Annotated in this window: 14 protein-coding genes; 6 read left to right on the forward strand and 8 right to left on the reverse strand. The window is 41.1% G+C overall.

Translation table 11 applies throughout. The annotated features are described in order from the left end of the window. Positions 1-66 precede the first annotated feature (66 nt). The gene (locus IQ246_RS15875; protein WP_194004316.1) at positions 67-1,236 is read right to left on the reverse strand and encodes a homocysteine biosynthesis protein; all 1,170 of its coding nucleotides are present in this window, start codon (positions 1,234-1,236) and stop codon (positions 67-69) included. An 813-nt stretch (positions 1,237-2,049) separates the two neighbouring features. Here IQ246_RS15875 and fldA point away from each other — a divergent pair. From fldA to IQ246_RS15895, 4 genes are all read left to right on the forward strand, one after another. Further along, entirely contained in the window at positions 2,050-2,562 is a 513-nt protein-coding gene (gene fldA, locus IQ246_RS15880; protein ID WP_194004317.1) for a flavodoxin FldA, read from the forward strand. A 159-nt stretch (positions 2,563-2,721) separates the two neighbouring features. Further along, entirely contained in the window at positions 2,722-3,489 is a 768-nt protein-coding gene (locus tag IQ246_RS15885) for an alpha/beta hydrolase (protein ID WP_194004318.1), read from the forward strand. 75 nt (positions 3,490-3,564) lie between these two features. Beyond that, complete coding sequence (locus IQ246_RS15890) at positions 3,565-3,711, forward strand: hypothetical protein (protein ID WP_194004319.1); 147 nt, start codon at positions 3,565-3,567, stop codon at positions 3,709-3,711. Positions 3,712-3,749: 38 nt separating this feature from the next. Next, positions 3,750-4,475, forward strand: a complete 726-nt coding sequence (locus tag IQ246_RS15895) for a zinc metallopeptidase (protein WP_194004320.1) — start codon at positions 3,750-3,752, stop codon at positions 4,473-4,475. Between the two features lie 292 nt (positions 4,476-4,767). On the opposite strand, the gene IQ246_RS15900 is transcribed toward IQ246_RS15895, so the two are convergent. Continuing rightward, on the reverse strand, positions 4,768-5,442 hold the full coding sequence (locus tag IQ246_RS15900) for a hypothetical protein (protein ID WP_194004321.1): 675 nt from the start codon (positions 5,440-5,442) through the stop codon (positions 4,768-4,770). Between the two features lie 485 nt (positions 5,443-5,927). On the opposite strand from IQ246_RS15900, the gene gntT reads away from it, so the two are divergent. Both gntT and IQ246_RS15910 read left to right on the forward strand, forming a co-directional pair. Further along, complete coding sequence (gene gntT / locus IQ246_RS15905) at positions 5,928-7,283, forward strand: guanitoxin biosynthesis MATE family efflux transporter GntT (RefSeq protein WP_194004322.1); 1,356 nt, start codon at positions 5,928-5,930, stop codon at positions 7,281-7,283. A gap of 321 nt (positions 7,284-7,604) precedes the next feature. Then, positions 7,605-10,127, forward strand: coding sequence for a PAS domain S-box protein (locus tag IQ246_RS15910; RefSeq protein WP_370588506.1), 2,523 nt, complete (start codon positions 7,605-7,607; stop codon positions 10,125-10,127). An 8-nt stretch (positions 10,128-10,135) separates the two neighbouring features. On the opposite strand, the gene IQ246_RS15915 is transcribed toward IQ246_RS15910, so the two are convergent. From IQ246_RS15915 to IQ246_RS15940, 6 genes are all read right to left on the reverse strand, one after another. Continuing rightward, positions 10,136-10,672, reverse strand: coding sequence for a DOMON-like domain-containing protein (locus tag IQ246_RS15915; protein ID WP_194004323.1), 537 nt, complete (start codon positions 10,670-10,672; stop codon positions 10,136-10,138). Further along, positions 10,669-11,790 (reverse strand): phosphotransferase enzyme family protein, encoded by a 1,122-nt coding sequence (locus IQ246_RS15920; RefSeq protein WP_194004324.1) that lies wholly within the window; start codon positions 11,788-11,790, stop codon positions 10,669-10,671. The genes IQ246_RS15915 and IQ246_RS15920 overlap by 4 nt, the downstream gene beginning before the upstream one ends. Before the next feature lie 110 nt (positions 11,791-11,900). Further along, a complete protein-coding gene (locus tag IQ246_RS15925) occupies positions 11,901-12,491 on the reverse strand; it encodes a Uma2 family endonuclease (RefSeq protein WP_194004336.1) in 591 nt (196 codons plus the stop codon). Between the two features lie 49 nt (positions 12,492-12,540). Beyond that, positions 12,541-13,719, reverse strand: a complete 1,179-nt coding sequence (locus tag IQ246_RS15930; RefSeq protein ID WP_194004325.1) for an AGE family epimerase/isomerase — start codon at positions 13,717-13,719, stop codon at positions 12,541-12,543. 82 nt (positions 13,720-13,801) lie between these two features. Then, on the reverse strand, positions 13,802-14,635 hold the full coding sequence (locus tag IQ246_RS15935) for a response regulator (protein WP_194004326.1): 834 nt from the start codon (positions 14,633-14,635) through the stop codon (positions 13,802-13,804). Between the two features lie 280 nt (positions 14,636-14,915). Beyond that, positions 14,916-16,859: a scytonemin biosynthesis sensor histidine kinase gene (locus IQ246_RS15940; protein ID WP_194004327.1), complete on the reverse strand. Its 1,944-nt coding sequence runs from the start codon at positions 16,857-16,859 to the stop codon at positions 14,916-14,918. Between the last annotated feature and the right edge of the window lie 851 nt (positions 16,860-17,710).

The raw sequence follows: 17,710 nt of genomic DNA on the forward strand, positions 1-17,710 counted from the left end.
GGAGCAGGGGAAGAAGAACTATTGATTATTGACCCATGCCCCATGCCCCATGCCCCATGCCCAGTATCAAAAATCCGTCCAGCGGTCTTGTGGTAAAAAAGATCGCTCCATCGGAATCGGGGAAACTGCTTCAGTCAGAGTAAAAGTACCTGCTGCGATCCACTGTTTCAACTCTAGAGCGACTTGCCTAGAAAAAAACAAACTTGCTAGAGGAGCAACCCGTACAGTTTTGCCCTCAATAGTGATACGCCCAGACTTAAGTTGGGCGTAACTCACTAAACCAAAGGTCGGACGGACGCGTCGGGGAATGGAAAAGTCCACTATTGGGGCTACTAAGTCTTTGTCTTGCACGGCGCAGTGTTCTACTACTTCTTCGCTCAACACAGGAAGTGGAACACCAACGCCCAACATCAATGAAGGTCCATAACTTTTGAAATAACAACCGCGCACCCAGCGAGCATCCATTTGCTTAGCATCACCAATTAAAGCTAAAGTTGCAGATGGCCCGATTGGAGTACGATTAGCTAGACGCTTTTGTAAGGGAAAGTGCTGAGTGCCTTCCCAAGCAACGTAACCAATACCACCACCTAAGAAAATCCGCGTGCCAATACCAATGAGTTGCAAATCGGGGTCATTGAGTAGAGGAGAAATAGCACCGGGGTTAGAGTAAACGGCATTCCCCAGATGCGGTTGTAAAGGGCCAAGATAGGTGAAAAGTGAGCGATCGCCCCCATTCACACCTACAATAAAATTTTGATAAAGATTGCGCGGATTGAATAAATAAAACTGATTTATTGTTTCACTTGTAACTGTAGTTTCAAACGTTGCTCTAGGGTAACAATCTGTTACTTGACCTTGCGCTTTGACGTGTACAGGTTTACCAGCTATCAAATCTTCGATTACATGACCGCCACCGCGTTCCCGAACTTCTTCGCCATCCATCACTTCTACGGCACAACTCGCACCTAAATATAAATCCACTGCCCCAAAACCAGAGTATGCTGGAACACCATCTAACCAGCAGCGACGAATTTTGATTGGCGGGTCAGTGTGTCCAAGATTAATAATTGCACCACTTGATTCCATCGGCTCAAAAGTGCCAGTGGTAATTACATCAACTTCCTTCGCAGCTTTGCTAACACCTATTTCTGCAACTCGTGCTTTTAATTCTTCAGTCGTCAAAACTACTGCACGTTGGCGACTGATTTTTTCGTTAATTTCCGCAATTGTTCGCATTTTTAATGTAGCGGATGAACATATTAATTATGGAGCAAAGCGCTGCTGCAAAGTCTTCTAACTAAGTGCATTAACTATAATTTTTCCATACCGAAAGTGCGTAGACGCCTAGAAACTTGACGCTAGACATCTTCCAATCAAATATTCTACGAGCTATGCCTACTACTATTTTCACTCAGAAAAAAAGGCTTAATCCCCGGCTTTGTCATCTCAGAATTCAAAAACAGGATTCAGCCTAATTGGCGTAGAAAGGTTTATCGCTATTTTGTCAGGACTTACGCAAGTGTCATATTTTTTTCGTTGAGGTTGTCCAGAGTCAAAGGTCAAAAGTCCAAAAAACCTTGATTCTTAAACGCCACTTGCTTTAAGTCGGCAGAGCCACCCAACGCAGTGGCTCCCCTTGACCATAAGCTTATTGCAATAAAATAGCAGTCTTTATTCTAAATTTCCTACATTAATATAAACTTTTTCAAGAGCTAATATGACTTAAAGCTAGTTTTGAAAGGCATTTTCCAGCTTATGCCATCTACTACTTTATAAAAGTTTACATAAAACAAGTGCTAAAAAATCTCAATAACTCTGATAATATATTCCCAGGCTTATTGAGATAAGTATTCATTAAGCTAGGTGACTATGTGTCTCGGCTATTTCAAAACTTCTCAGGAGGTAACGCCATGACAAACATAGTTGTCCAAACTTGGGAGTTGATGGTAGTCAGGGAACACTCGGTTAACTGACTTTTCAGAGGCTTTAAACAAATAGCCATTCTTATGTAAGTCTTCTTAATCACGTAACTAATTATCAGGTATCAAAATGTCGGAAAAAATTGGTTTGTTTTATGGCACTCAAACTGGCAGAACTGAATCTATAGCTGAAATGATTCGCGATGAGTTTGGTGATGACGTTGTGACATTGCATGACATTTCTCAGGCGGAAACTAGTGATTTCGATGATTATGAATGTGTCATCATTGGCTGTCCTACTTGGAACATCGGTGAACTTCAGAGTGATTGGGAAGGCTTTTTTCCCGACCTTGACGAAATTGATTTTAGTGGTAAATCAGTAGCTTATTTTGGTGCTGGCGACCAAGCTGGCTATGCTGACAACTTCCAAGACGCAATTGGTATTTTGGAAGAAAAAATTTCCCAGCAGGGTGGAAAAACTGTTGGTTATTGGTCAACAGAAGGTTATGACTTTAATGAGTCGAAAGCCGTTAAAAATGGCAAGTTTTGTGGACTGGCAATTGATGATGATAATCAATCTGACTTAACAGATGGGCGAGTCAAGGCCTGGGTCACCCAACTGAAGAAAGAATTTGGGTTATAGAACAGCATTGCTCCTGCTGAATTGACTCAAAATTGATTAAGATTTACGCATAACAAAGAGATCCCCCAACATTTCTTAAAAAAGTGGCTAGGGTAAATTAAAATTTCAGCTTTTTGGTGCGTAAATCCTATTGATAATTTATGGATATGGTAGATGTTTATGTGTAATTCATTTGATGTTCTTTGGTTAAATGCCAGTCCTATTTTGAAACGCTTTGATAAACCATTAGTTCAATACTTATCTGAGTATATGAAAGTTGCCCAGTGGGAATATCACCAAACTAAAGATGAAGCTAGTTCCATAGATAAAGCAGTGGCTCTGCTATATAAATTTTTAGAATCGTATCCTGATTCGGTGCATTTAGCAGGTCATGGTATGAGTGGTGTGATCGCTTTAAATTTTGCCCAGCGATTTCCCAAAAAAGTGCGATCGCTAACTCTGCTGGCTGTAGCAGCGCAACCTGCAAACACTTGGCACGCTCACTACTACTTTCAACGACAACTATTTAGCATCAGCCGTGAGCAAATTTTAGCAAACAGCGTTCGTAGTCTATTTGGAAATCAACCACCTCACACCACTAAGAAGTTAATAGCTGCTTTAGATAAAGATTTAGAGCAATCTCCCTCACAGCACTCTCTGTTTAAATTAGTTCATTCACTTAAGGGCGGAGTTTCCATGCCAATGATGGTATGTGGTAGCCAGAATGATCCGGTGGTTGACCCAAATGCATTACATGACTGGCTAAATTGGTTAAAGCCAGAAGACAATATTTGGGAATACCCAAAAGGTTATCATTTTTTTCACTACTTCTATCCTCAACAGGTTGGCAAACAAATTATGAGTTTTTGGCAACCCCACCATCCGCGATCGCTGGAAGTGGCTGCACTATCCTCTAGCATTTCTACAATAGATATCTCCAGAAATTAAATATGCATTATCCAGAACCTTTGTAGAGAAGGAGCTACGTCTCTACATTCTTTTTCGGAGATGTCTAAGACGTAAATGAGTCAAGCTACTCCGGTTGAAATTGTCCCGGCAACTTTACAGGCGATCGCAGACATGATTGGTACATTGATCACCGGAAGTGGATGCACCAGGCTCTTTGTAATATTATTTCATAAAAGCTTAATTAAAATTCATGTAATTTAAGTGTGATAGCTAACACTACCTGATTTTTGCTTAAACTAATGAGCTTTTGGTTTTATCTATTTGTTGGAAGTGCAGTTTTTTCGTCTGCTCTATCTTTCAGGTCTATTAGTCGGCAAGACAAACTACAACGACGAAACTTAAATCGTTTGGCAACTTGTGGGTTGACTGGCTATGAAGTTGCAAGATTAATTTTAAAAGAGAACAATCTGGATGCGGTATCTGTACAAAATGATCAAACATCCCAGAGAGCCGCTTTCAGACCGCGAGAGGGAAAGCAAGGAACCATACGCCTACCTCCAGACATTTTTGCAGGTTCTTCTCTGCGTGCCATAGCAATTAGCGCTCATGAGTGTGGTCATGCTTTACAGTATTATTTTGGTCGCTCTTATCTTTCAATTTCTAGGCTGACACTTCTTTTATTTTGGATTTTCATGGGAAGCGGGTTTTTTCTTTTGAATTTCAGCTTTATTTTTTTAACTTTTATGGGAAGAGAATTTTTTCTTATTCCTTTTTCGATTGTTCTTTTAGGAGCGATTCCTGGAATATGTTACGTAGTGGGTACTCTGCGAACCGAATCCGATGCCACTTATCGCGGCATTGTGATGTTGGAGTTCAAGAAAATAATAGAACACCACGAAAGTAGTTTTGTAAAACAGTTTCTGGAAGCTTCCTTTCTCAACTACGTGTCTAATTCCTGGTTATATGCTACTGTTTGGAGCTTTTCAATGGCTAGCATCATTATGTGCCACAGTCGGATAACTTAAATTTGACAGGACTTAGGTTAGAACTGTCTGAAACTTTTATTCCTAAGCTAATCGGCAAACAAGATTGCATATTGAAATAGGAGACAGCAGGATTGCAAAACTTAATTACGAATTACGAATTACGATCTTCGCAGCGGTAGCAAGTCCGCGTTCGCTTTTAGCGTCTCGTAGAGAGCGTCATTACGAATTATTTTAATTACCTACTTTGCCCTCCTGCTTCTCCCACTCCTCCTACATTGCGATCGCACATTTTCTCTATACTGGCTGAGATCACCAAATCTCGCATTTCCGCTCACTTTGTTTCTTCTACAACTACCAGTTGCCCTTTCTTGTAAGCCTGGCGCAAGGCAATTGCTTCTGCTACAATCTGCTGAGCGCTCAATCCTTCCTCATCGATCATTTTTTGTAGAGTAACCCCAGTGCATTCTGAAGTTTCATGAATTGGCGGAATTTGGCAATATCTCCCACCATTCTTGAGCCGCCGCCAGATACTAGGTTTTTCAGTCCTTGGTTCTTTGAAAGTGCGTTGTTTTTTAGCGAGGGAGCGTACAGCTTCTTGAGTAATTGCACTTAAATCTAATAGCTTATCTATAACTTGTTGATACTTGTTACTATTTTCTGCTAATTGATATATGGTTCTAGGCTCGACTTGTGCTAAATCTTGGGGCGAAAATTTACCAAATGCTACTGCAATCTTGAGATATCGTTTTTCCTCACCTTTCCAACCTTGTTCAGAAAGTAGCTTTTTATACTCTTTTAAAGAAAGCTTTTGTTGTTGTTCGGCTAACCAAAAGGCATGATGCAATATTGTCTTAGTAGCTTCAGCAAGGGTTTGAAAAGAAAAATTTTCGGTACTAAGGTTCTTGGTCGTATTGGCTTTTTCTTCAATCAATTGCTCCAATTTGGGTCGAGCCACTGTTTGAGAGTTAACTTTGGCTGCAATTACACCCTGTGCCTGTGTCATCATAGAATTTATCTCATCTAAAGTTTTTTTAAGGCGATGTCTAACGACAAGCTGCTTACGCAGTTTTAATAGTTATCGGTCAACGCGCAGATAAGTTCAGCCATCTACGTACTTTTATTAGTAGAAGTTGGAAAATTGGATTTTGCCTGTAGCTCTTGCCCTGATGAAAGGCGATCGCTAAGATTAAAAGTCTTATAGAACAATTGTACTACTTTAAATAGAAGAAAAAACCTTAAACATACCCAAGTTTTTGGGAAAATGATGAAAGCTTTATACAAATAGGAAACGAAAAACAGTCACTTTTTCCTGGGGCATGGGGCATGGGGAATGGGGAGGAAAATTACCAATGCCCCAATGGGCAGCTATGCTTCTAGTCCCACTGTCTTCGTAGCGGAACGAAGTTTGCCGCCGACTTTTATAAATTCTTTCAAACTTGTCACATAAACTGAAATAGTTTCCACTCAGATCAATCCCAGCACAGACAATCTATGGCATTTGTAATCCCAACCCAGTATGACTTCTTACCTCGCTTTTTCCGACTAGCAAGTGTTAGTGTGCTTTCCAACATGATGGTGCCCTTAGCGGGTCTGGTTGACATTGCCTTTCTAGGACATTTGGCAGATATTCGTCACTTAGCTGGAGTCATTTTAGCAACCATCCTCTTCGACTACCTTTACCGGGTATTAAAATTTCTACGCTCAAGTACTAATACAATCACAGCACAAGCTGCGGGACTCGATGACCCCAAAGGCGTGCTGTTAGCGGGATTGCGAAGTGGCTTAATTGCCTTGGGAATCGGTTTACTAATCCTGCTACTACAGTACCCACTGCAAAAGATTGGATTTACAATTCTGAGTGGTTCCCCAGAGATTGAAGCTTCAGGGGCTAATTATTTTAGTGCTAGAATTTGGGGCGCTCCTGCTGTCTTGCTCAACTTTGTTCTGATTGGTTGGTTTCTGGGGAGAGAAATGAATGGCGTGGTGCTGCTCATGTCTGTTGTTGGCAATGCTTCTAATGTGGTGCTGGACTATCTAATGATTGTCAAATTGGGTTGGGAAAGTATGGGAGCCGGACTAGCAACAGCTGTGAGTCAGTATCTAGCATTAGTAATTGGTTTAGTTTGGATCTGCTTCAGTATCCCATGGCAAGTATTACCAGCCGCCATGCAAGAGGTTTTTGATTGGGCAGCCCTTAAAGATACTGTTGCGCTCAAAAGTAATATTCTAATCCGATTTTTAGCCCTAATTTCCACCTACGCTATTTTCACAAACCTGAGTGCAGCAATGGGAACAACTGTCTTGGCAGAAAACGGTCTGCTCCTCCAGATTGCTTTGCTAAGTCAATTTACGATTCAAGGTGTAGGAATGACAACCCAAACGCTGACCGGAAACTTTAAAGGCAAAGGGACTACAGAACAGATGAATCCACTGCTTACTGTTTCTATACTGACTAGTTTGCTAATTGCAATGGCTTTCGCAGCCATTTCTGTTCTGTTCCCAGATACATTGTTCAATCTGTTAACTAATCATGCAGAAATCAACGAACATATCAATAGCTACACTATTTGGTTATTGCCTCTTTTAGCATTTACTGCCATTGCTTTCATGCTGGAAGGATATTTTATCGGTTTAAAGGAAGGTGCAAAACTACGTAACGCCGTCCTACTCGCTTTTGGCTTGGGTTTTATTCCCCTAGCTCTTACAGGATGGTATTTACACAATAACCATCTCCTGTGGATGGCTCTTGTCTCGTATATGGCAACTATTATAATCGTACTTGGGTTGCAACTACCCCGGACGTTTGGCAGCCAAAACTTGCGCCAAGACGCGTTTCCCACCTCTTGACTTACAATAGCTGTAAATTTGCAGCGCTTGTTTTCTATTTGCTGACCATCAAAGCCTCCGGGGTACTCTCGCCAATCGGAGTACCGATGTGGCGGTGAGGGGGATAGGAGGGCTGCTTGCAGTTAGCGGTGAGAGTTGTCACAATGACAACTGGTTCACCCGATTGGGTGAATGCGATGCTAGCAGATGGAATATACCCTGAAAGAAGAGGCTAATTTAACCCGGTTAGTTAGTGGTTATTCTCACAGAATAAAAACTGCCAACCTGTCTATTATGGCTTCTAATCATACAACAGTAGCTTGTGTATCAAAGGGTCAAAGAGTGGATGAAACCGTAAAATCACTGTATGCACCAGATTGTCAGCAAGATTATATCAACCTACTTTCAAGAGTTACTGTAGATTTACCAGGAATAATTTTTCGAGTCCTGCAACGGTGGGATGGTTCTGCGTTTGTCCTTTATGTTAATTATGGCTGTCGAGATTTGTGTGGATTAGGATCAGAAATTGTACAGGAAAACTTTCAGGAACTGCTGAAACTAATTCATCCACAGGATGTGAGAAGCTTTACAGAATGTATAGCTGTTTCTACTGCCATTTTTTCACCTTGGCGTTGGGAAGGTCGCATCATTACACCTAATGGTATAAAGTGGATTCAATGTACTTGCCAAGCGGAAACACAAGCTGACGGCGATTGTCTTTGGGATGGTTTGGTCATAGATATTACAGACCGAAAACAAGCAGAAGAAAAATTGCAACAGAGTGAAGCCCGCTATCAAGCAATTTTGGATGCTATTCCTGATTTGATGTTTCGCATCAGCCGCGATGGCAAGTATTTAGACTTGAAAAGTGAGGGAGCAAATATAACCCTTTCTAAAGAAGAAATAGTTGGTAAAAGTTTGTGCGAGTTATTACCAAACGATGTGGCGGCCATTAGCCAAGAAGCGATCGCCAAAACTTTAGATTCTGGAACTTTGCAAATTTGCGAATATCGTCTACCAACGCCTTTAGGAGTAAGAGACTATGAAGCGCGATTGGTAGTGAGCGCTCCAGACGAAGTATTAGCAATTGTTCGAGATATCACAGAGCGCAAACAAGCAGAAGTTGCCTTGGCTAATCTCGCCCAAAAGTTTTCTAAAGCTTTTAGTTGCAGTCCTGATCCTATTACCATTAGCACGCTTCAAGAAGGACGCTTTGTAGAAGTTAACGACAGTTTTGTCAACCTTTCAGGTTATCAGCAAGATGAGGTAATTGGTCAAACTGCTTTTGAGTTAAATATTTGGGCACACGAAGGCGATCGCCTAAAGTTGTTGCAGGAGTTACAAGCCACAGGAGTGGTTCACAACTTGGAAGTTGAATACCGTCGCAAGTCTGGTGAGATGGTTACAGCACATCTATCAGCCGAAATAATTGATTTAGATGGTATTGCGTGCATGTTAGCAGTTCATCATGACATCACAGAACGCAAGCAGGTGGAAGCGCAATTACACCTCTCGGCACAGCGCGATCGCTTATTAACAGAAACCCTAGCGCGCATTCGGTCATCATTAAAGTTAGACCAAATTCTCCAAACTACGGTGACAGAAGTCAGGCAATTTCTGCAAGCAGATCGGGTTTTTATTGGTCTAAATCATGCCAAGCTAGGAGCTAGAACACTTGCTGAGTCGGTAGATCCCAACTATCCATCAGTCTCAGGTTGGTCTATGAATGATCAAGCTTATTTGCAAGAATTGCAAACCCTGCTCAAGACTAATCTTGTGCGTGTCATTGAAGACATAACGCAAACAACAATATCTCCGAAAGTTAAGGCACACTTTCAAAAATTTCAAACCAGGGCTAGCTTAACTGTCCCAATCATGCTAGATAACAAATTATTTGGTGCATTGATTGCTAACCAATGCTCTGGCCCACGTCATTGGCAGCCGATGGAAATTGATTTACTACAGCAGATGTCAGAACAGGTAGCGATCGCCATTCAGCAGAGCCTAATCCACCAAGAATTAGCAGAACTTAATACTAATTTAGAACATCAGGTGCAAGAACGCACAACACAGTTGCAGCAAAAAATGCAAGAAATCGAAGAATTGCACCAGGTCAAAGATGTTGTTTTACATACTGTTGCCCATGATTTACGAACTTCAGTGATGGGTAATTTGATGGTGCTACAAAATTTGCTTAATCAAGGATTAGAGAATAGGGCACAGGGCATAGGTAATGGGGAATGGGAAATAGGAAAAAATAACGTACAATGTCAAATGCCCAATGCCCAATGCCCAATCTCCGTATCTCCTTCGATTATTGAGCGCATGATTCAAGGCAATGACCGCCAACTGACGATGATTAACTCATTGCTAGAAATCCATTCATGCGAAAAAGAGGGCATTTGTATTAAGCGTGAACTCGTGCAATTCAGCACCCTATTAAAAAGAATTATCGCTGACTGGCAACCAATATTAGTACAAAACCAAGCGACTTTGAATAACTTGGTTCCTGATGATTTACCATTAGTAATGGTAGATGCAAATCGGTTACAGAAAGTTTTGGCAAGCTTGTTGACTCATAGCTTACAACATAATCCACCAGGATTGAATCTTACCATGACAGCTGCTCTGGAAACCAGAATGATTCGCACTCAGATTCAGCATAACGGTGTGGCGATGAGCAAACTAGAGTGCGATCGCCTGTTTGATTTGTATGTACGCGATCCTCAAGAGAGTTGTTCCACAAGCATTGGCTTAAAAATGTATCTTTGTCGGAAAGTTATTAAAGCGCATGGTGGTGAAATCGGTGTGATTACTAACCACAAGCGTGGGTTAACTTTCTGGTTCACATTACCAGTCAACTAAAGAAAACGTTACAACTCAATGATAAAACTGTCTCGCTGGTGAAAGTCAGCCTCCGCTCCTCGATGAGTCAGCGCCCAGTAAGTTACCTCACTATTTCTATGTTTAATGACGCTGGTAATGGCTATTTCTAATACTTGTGTCGAGACAATTTTACTCAAATCGATATCTAAAGCAACTACTAAACCGTCTGCTTGATGGTGGACACTAAAGGGGAGCATCGTAAAGGCTGTTTCCTCTTGCATCCCTTGACGGTATCCATCAAAGCGGTAGACATTCCAGTGTCCGGCACTTGTGAGGTTGAATTCCCAATACTGTTCAGAATCTTTAATGCCCAGGAAAAACTCAAAGCAGGTATCTTTCCAGAGTTCGTGCTTTCGGGCTGGTCTATCTGATGCTGGGGCGATGATAACTTCCTTGAATTGGTCGAAAAGCATGTAGCCGATCGCCAGTTGATTAGCACGTCGAGTAATACTACCTGTGATTTTCAAATCATACAGCGGTTTGGTAGAGGGAAAAAGTTCTAGAGAGAATATTTGCTCGTTCATTTCATGCCCTGAATAATATTACGAATCTGTGTTTCCTGGGATTCGATACTCTCAGTGAGTTTAAACTGAACGAGCGCTCTTGCAAGGTTGTGTTCTGAATGCTTGACTTTGAAGTAAACATTCCCTGCTAAATAATCAGCAAAAAATCTCAGTCCTAATTCAAAGGTAATTAAACGAATTGCGTCGTATATGTAAGTGTAATCATTTTCAGTGAGAAATTCCTTGGCTACGGGGAGATAACCTTGGAGGATTCCTTGACACAATTCTGTGTCGAAATAAATACTTTCCCACTGCTCGGTTTCTTCTCCGGCGAGATTACAACCCGATCGCAGACAATCGCCAATGTCGTAATGTACCAGACCAGGCTTAACGGTGTCGAGGTCGACGACGCTCACAGCTTGCTGGGTAGCAGTATCAAACATGACGTTGTTTATTTTCGGATCGCCATGCATCAGGCGTAACGGCAGCTTGCCTGTGTCTTTAGCATTTTCTAGGATATATGCAAAGCTCTGGCGATCGCTAACAAACTTTAAGCAATAATTCACTTCCGAGGATTGGCGCGGGCTAGCTTTCGCCAGAACTTCCTTGTAGTGTTGAAGGTATAGCGGTGTAATATGAAAACCTTCGAGAGTGTCAGCGAGTTTTTCTGGTGGTAGGTCGCTAATCAGATTGTGAAACATCCCCAGAGCATAGCCGATTTCTGTGGCGTATGAGCGATCGCGCATGGTGTCGAAAGACTGCGAGCCTTTAATAAAGCTGATTGCCCGCCAGAATGACCCGTCAGCATCCCTCCAATGGTCTTGAGCATCCTTAGTCAATAACACGCGAGGTACTTCCCAGCGCCGATTGAGTCCAGCAGTTTGCAACCTTTGGTAAATGTGTTCCGTGAAGATACGCATATTGTGCATCACCATCTGTGGTTGACGGAATACCTTTGTGTTAATGCGTTGTAAGACAAAATGCTGTTCTTCAGCAGAATCTAAGTTAACTATAAATGTGTCATTGATATTACCACTCCCAAATGCTTGAACGCCTGTAACCTTCCCCAGTCGCGCGAATTGGTCAGCAGCAATAGTAACCAGATTCTCCTCACCCTGTGTTTTGATATTTTCTGTCATGTTTGTGTACCTACACTACTCCCCACGTGATTGCACAAAGGCAATAGGGGATATCGTAGCGTAAGTATTTTAGCTTGACACAGAAATTATCAGCGATCGCACCAACGATATCACTCAACAACAGCATCTTCTGGAAAAATCCGACTTAAGTCCAACAAAGCATCCTCAAACCCAGGAATTGTCACTGACTGGTTAGTTAGATAAATTTGCTTACTAAGATAGTTAAACTTACCTTGAACATTTTGATAAGGCTGACTGTAATGTTCTAATTGATAAGCATTTAAGTTGACAACCCAATAATTATAAATTCCGGCTTCCGCGTATAGTTCTAGCTTTTTTGTTTGGTCATAAATCAATGTGGAATCTGAAATTTCCACAACCAGCAAAATATCTTCGGGGTAAGGATGATGAGCGAGATAATCTTCATCTCTTCCTCGTGCAATGACGACATCTGGCTCAGGTTCACTCTGATTAGGAAGGGTAATGGGATCTTGACGACGGATGACTGCGCGATCGCCCAAAAGCCGATCCAGTTGACGGCACAGTATAGAACTACACACTGTATGAGGCATTCCCTTTGCTACCATTTGGATCAGTTCTCCTCTAATTAATTCAATGCGATCGCCCTCCTTCAAAAATCCGAGTTCAATTAATCGATGATATTCGTCTATTGTGAATCGCTTTGGTGTCACAACATTCATGGGACATCTATCAAATAGGTCTGTTTTCACTTTAGCTCCCCAGCAAAGATTAAACCGACTGCGACAACGCCTCAAACTGCTGCCAACATAGATACAATGCACGCGGTACATGAAAGCAGCCTTTCCATTTACCACCTTTGAGGTTTAACAACACTTCCCCACGGCGATTTAGGTAGCCAAACCACTCACCATATTCTCTATCGGCAAAGTGCGCCCAGGCATAATCGTGCATTTTTTGATACCATTGCCAACACGCTTCCCGCCCCGTCAGCCGATAACCCATTGCCAGAGCAACTAAAGACTCTAAGTGTACCCACCACAGCTTTTGATCCCACTCCAGTTGCTGTGGCGGATGACCGTCTGCATCCATAAAGTAATATAATCCACCATATTCGCTGTCCCAGGCAAAATCTAGGATATTTAGCACCACATCAACGGCTTGATTAATAGTTTTTGTATCGTTTTTCCGGTGAGCGATATCCATAATAAACCACATCGCTTCGATACCGTGACCGGGGTTAATTAACCGTCCCTCAAAACAATCAATGTGGGAACCGTCGGGAGCAACATTTTCGTACATTAACCCCGTTTTTTGGTCTAGGAAATCGGTCATTACTTCCTGAACGGTTGCAGCTAGAACATTTTCCAAGGTTTCACTAGACAGCAGCCATTCCATTTCTAAAGTCAGGTTGGCTAAAATCATCGGCACTGCTAACGCTTTCATCGGGCGTGTGCCAGGATAAATTTTAGTATATTTGCCCTTTGGGTTATCTTGGCGGCGCAAAACGTTTTCGTAAGCTTGCATCGCCACATCCTTTGCCAAATCTTCGCCAGAAGCAAGAGCGTATTGACTAAATGCCATCGCTGCAAAGCAATCAGAAAAAATATTATAAGGTTGAACCAGTGGCTTACCTTCACGAGTTAGGGCAAAGTACCAATTGCCGTCAGCATCTCTGCCATGTTGAGCGAGAAAATTAGCACCAGCCGCCGCAATTTTTAACCAAGTTTCATGTTTTTCTAGCTGGTTACAAAGCATGGAAAAAGTCCACACCTGGCGATTTTGCAACCAGATAAACTTATCTGTATCATAAATCTTGCCTTCGCGGTCAAGGCAGGTAAAATAGCCGCCATGCTCCCAGTCGAGCGAATATTTTTCCCAAAATGGAAGTACGTCGTTAAGGAGCGCGTTTTTGTAAAGTTCAGCGAGTGCTTTAAAGTCGTGCTCCATAAATATTTCTCCGCTCTTAGTTATTCAGCCAATCCCTTTTAATTTATAGCTTCTCATAATTGCTAACCATATTTAGGCACTTCTAGCAGAGTGTCGCCTGTTTTTCCAACACAATCTGATGCTCTTTGCGCCAAGCATGGGGGGGTAAACCATGATGTTGGCGAAACTGGCGGGAGAAATGACACACATTCTGATAGCCCAAGGCTTTGGCAATTTGCTCGATTGTTTGGTTATTGTTTTGCAGTAAGAACCGAGCACCTGCCATCCGGCGTTTGACAATCCAGCTATTTACAGTTTCTCCTGTTTGCCTTGCAACTCGGTTAGTTAAGTAAGCAGATGAGTAACCAACTGCCTCAGCCACATCACACAATGTAATTCCTTGGTGATAATTGGCTTCGATGAAGTCGAAAACTTCTTTTAATTGAGGAACGTTGGGGAAAATAGACTTAGGAAGAGTAACATCTAAAGTTTTAGCTGCGGTTATTGGTTTTGAGGCTTTTAGTAATTCAGTAGCGTACCAGTATTGGAGATTAGCTTGCTTTTGCAACCGGATAGCGATCGCTCTGAGCAATTCGTCTAGTGTGCAGGGTTTGGTAAGGTAATCATCTGCTCCTAACTCCATAGCTTTGCGAACATTTGCCTTAGTGTCGCTGCCAGTCAGGAAAATAAAGGGAATGATTGCTGTGTTAGGATCTTCGCGCAGCGTAGTTAGAACGCTGTAACCATCCATATCAGGCATCATAATATCGCAGATTACTAAGTCGGGTAAATGCTCTTGTGCTTGCTGGATGCCAAAAAGACCGTTTTGAGCGCTTATTGTATCAAAACCTTCAGCCTCCAGACCCTTTAAGAAAAGATTGCGGGTAACAGTATCATCTTCAATTACGAGAATTTTTTTCGACGAATCGTACATCATTTTTATCACTAGAATTTTTGGCGGAAAATATTTACCAAACTCTGTGCTTAGTATTAAATAGAGACAAAATAAATTGCACGTTTCCAGGAGTTATGAATATTGGAATCAAGATAGCTAATCATTAACAACTCAACACACATATAGTAATCCGATTTGATTCGTGAACTGACTTGTAGAGACAGGGAATGGGGGATAGGGGATAGGGAATGAGAAAAAAGGGAGTTAGAGGTGTACGCAGTTCTTTCAAAAATCAAATAGGAATCCCATAGCTCAGAAATGTTTATTTAAATAGTGGCAGCATCACGGTAAAAGTAGTGCCTACACCAATTTCACTTTCCATAGCAACTCGACCACCATGTAAGTCCATAAGGGTTTTGACAATCGATAACCCTAGCCCAGTACCGGGTATATGATCGATGTTGCTACCCCGATAAAATGGCTCAAATAGTTGTTGTTGATCTGCTATTGAAATGCCGATTCCTCTATCTTTAACCTGAAAAAGTACTTTCTCATTTTCACAATAGAGTTTTAAATCAACTACACTGGGGGATGGTGAATACTTGATTGCATTGTCAAGCAAGTTTTTTAGAACAGACTCTAAGAGTTTTTTATCTACATTAGCTGTTAAGCAGTCTACTTCACTAACAAAATTAATTACGTTTAGGCTACTGTTCATCTGCATTTGTGCTACTAAATCATTGCAGAACTGAACTATCTCCAGTGGTTTTGGCTGGAAGTTTATTTTTGCTGCTTCTGCTTTCGCGAAAAACAGAATATCATCCAACATTTGGCTGAGTTGCTCAACGGCTGTTTGAATATGATCAAATAATGGTTGTATTTCTTCCTCTGTCCATTCGTCCATGTGTCGCTTTAATAAGCTATTAGAAAATGAAACAGTATTCAGCGGGGTGCGGAATTGATGGCAGACCATAGAAAGAAAGCGTGCTCTTATTTCACTAAGGTGTTTTGCTTGTTCTAAAGCCTGGTTCAGATCTGATTCTGCATGTTTATAATCGGTGATATCAATACCTGCGATCAGTTCGACTGGTTGTCCCCCGAAATCTAACACTCCATCTAGTGTTGCAACTGTACAAGCTAGCCAGCGCTCCTTACCGCTTTTTGTCAGAATATTCATCTCTTGGTATTCAAAGTTAGATGCTTCACTCTGCCTACGTTTTTTACTCTTGATCAATCGGCGAATATCAAACCCACTGAGTAGTTCCTTTCTTGTATAACCAGTCAGTAGCTCCATTGCCGGATTTACGTAGCAAAGCCGCGTACCTTGAATCAAGAAAGTGCCCGCATCAGTTGTTTCTGCCAAAGCCCGAAATCTAGCTTCGTTCAGCCGTAATGCTTCCTCAGTCTGTTTGGATTCGGTAATGTCCCAAATGCTCCAAACTCTGCCAATAATTTTTTCACCAAGCCACTGAGGTTTAGAGTAGTGCGCGAAGACTCTCCCATCTTTCAACTCTAGAATGTCGTAGCTCTCAAAGTCAGACTGGCTGGAAACTTCCCAAATCATCCGACTAAAGGTTTCTGGGTCTTTAAGTTGGCTCTCAAAAAAAGCTTTGCATCGAGGACATTTTTTGGATAACATCAGTGACTCTGGGATCTGCCACATATCCACAAATTTCTGATTAAAGCTCAGAATATCTCCCTCAAAGTTGACTGCGACAATGGCGTAGGCAGCAGATTCCAGAGTAGACCTGAGTATAGATAAAGACGTTTCTAGTTGTCCTTCCTTAGTTTTTAGTTTAGAAACTTCCTTTTGCAAATGGCTTTTAGAATCCCTTAGTTCATCAACCCACTTTTGCATACTTAGCTCTACTACTTCATCACTCTTGTCACGAGCAAAGACACAGCCAAACTCTCTACCTTGGTGTTCTATGTGGGTCATGGATATTTCCACCAGGAATATCCGACCTCCTTTGGCGCGATAGCGAGATTTAAAGGTAAGGGAATCCTGTGATTTGATCTCTAACCAATTGTGTAAAGAAAAATCTACATCTATACTATCCAGCTTCATGGAAAGTAATTCCTCACGGGAATACTCGGTCATCCGGCAAGTAGCATCATTTACATAAATAAATTGCGTGTTTTCTCCTAGGCAGAAAGCAGCATCTACAGCTTGATTTATCAGTAAGTGAGCAAATTTTAAATCCATTTCTGGCTGTAACGCCCATTGAGAGTTAGATCGAGCTAATGTGTAGTCGCCAGAATTCATATCCCTATTCGCTCCTTATAATCAGCCAGCACCATAGCTATGAATGAATAAATAATCACAGCGTGTTAAAATTTTCTGCGTATGTTGTGCTGCTAAAACAATTAGATAAGTTAGCAACTTAAAGAAACTTATTGATTTCTTAACAAATCTTATTATACTCATAAGATGTGAATAATTTAACCTAAATTTCTTAAAAAATCAAAATAACTGGAATTTATTATCTATTCAAATAACTTGTAATTAGCATAAAAAAATTAACAGACAAATCAAATTTAAGATTGGTCAGTGGTTTTTATCAGATAAAAAGCTAAAACTTTGAATCTATTAAAATATGATGTTTAAACAAGTAAGGCTTACATTGTTTAGCCTTGTGTAGAGCAAATAGATTGTCAAATTCAATGCATTTATCCAGTTAATACTGTTTTAAAAAAGCAAATTTTTGTTTATTATTTTAGTAATTTAGCTTGTTTCAGTTATTCCTCTGTGAGGGATTAAACTATAGAAGAAGATCTTCAGGCATCTGCCATAAGAGATAATTTATATCAAGTAAATATAGTTAGATTACTTAAGCATCGTCCTCAAGAAATATAAAATGTTAATACTACACGTGTTGACTAGCACAAAAAAATTGGTTAAAGCGATTGTTTTGTGGCAATAGCAAGGACTGTCGCTATGTGGTGATTCTAGCCATACTTGGAATTTGGGTAATTTATATTGGTAAGTTAGTTCGACCAATTTATTGAGTTGACTTTTTTTGAGCAACAAAAGTTAGCTGTGCTCACCAACCTAAAATACATTTGATTTTCATTTAGCTGACATAGATAAGTAACAGATCATAAAGACTATGCTCT

It is taken from the genome of aff. Roholtiella sp. LEGE 12411 (assembly GCF_015206995.1).
GTDB lineage: Bacteria > Cyanobacteriota > Cyanobacteriia > Cyanobacteriales > Nostocaceae > Komarekiella.

Coding starts and splice junctions, on each gene's coding strand:
- IQ246_RS15875 (WP_194004316.1), bottom strand. CDS start 1,236: ATGCGAACAATTGCGGAAATTAACGAAAAAATCAGTCGCCAACGTGCA.
- fldA (WP_194004317.1), top strand. CDS start 2,050: ATGTCGGAAAAAATTGGTTTGTTTTATGGCACTCAAACTGGCAGAACT.
- IQ246_RS15885 (WP_194004318.1), top strand. CDS start 2,722: ATGTGTAATTCATTTGATGTTCTTTGGTTAAATGCCAGTCCTATTTTG.
- IQ246_RS15890 (WP_194004319.1), top strand. CDS start 3,565: ATGAGTCAAGCTACTCCGGTTGAAATTGTCCCGGCAACTTTACAGGCG.
- IQ246_RS15895 (WP_194004320.1), top strand. CDS start 3,750: ATGAGCTTTTGGTTTTATCTATTTGTTGGAAGTGCAGTTTTTTCGTCT.
- IQ246_RS15900 (WP_194004321.1), bottom strand. CDS start 5,442: ATGATGACACAGGCACAGGGTGTAATTGCAGCCAAAGTTAACTCTCAA.
- gntT (WP_194004322.1), top strand. CDS start 5,928: ATGGCATTTGTAATCCCAACCCAGTATGACTTCTTACCTCGCTTTTTC.
- IQ246_RS15915 (WP_194004323.1), bottom strand. CDS start 10,672: ATGAACGAGCAAATATTCTCTCTAGAACTTTTTCCCTCTACCAAACCG.
- IQ246_RS15920 (WP_194004324.1), bottom strand. CDS start 11,790: ATGACAGAAAATATCAAAACACAGGGTGAGGAGAATCTGGTTACTATT.
- IQ246_RS15925 (WP_194004336.1), bottom strand. CDS start 12,491: ATGAATGTTGTGACACCAAAGCGATTCACAATAGACGAATATCATCGA.
- IQ246_RS15930 (WP_194004325.1), bottom strand. CDS start 13,719: ATGGAGCACGACTTTAAAGCACTCGCTGAACTTTACAAAAACGCGCTC.
- IQ246_RS15935 (WP_194004326.1), bottom strand. CDS start 14,635: ATGATGTACGATTCGTCGAAAAAAATTCTCGTAATTGAAGATGATACT.
- IQ246_RS15940 (WP_194004327.1), bottom strand. CDS start 16,859: ATGAATTCTGGCGACTACACATTAGCTCGATCTAACTCTCAATGGGCG.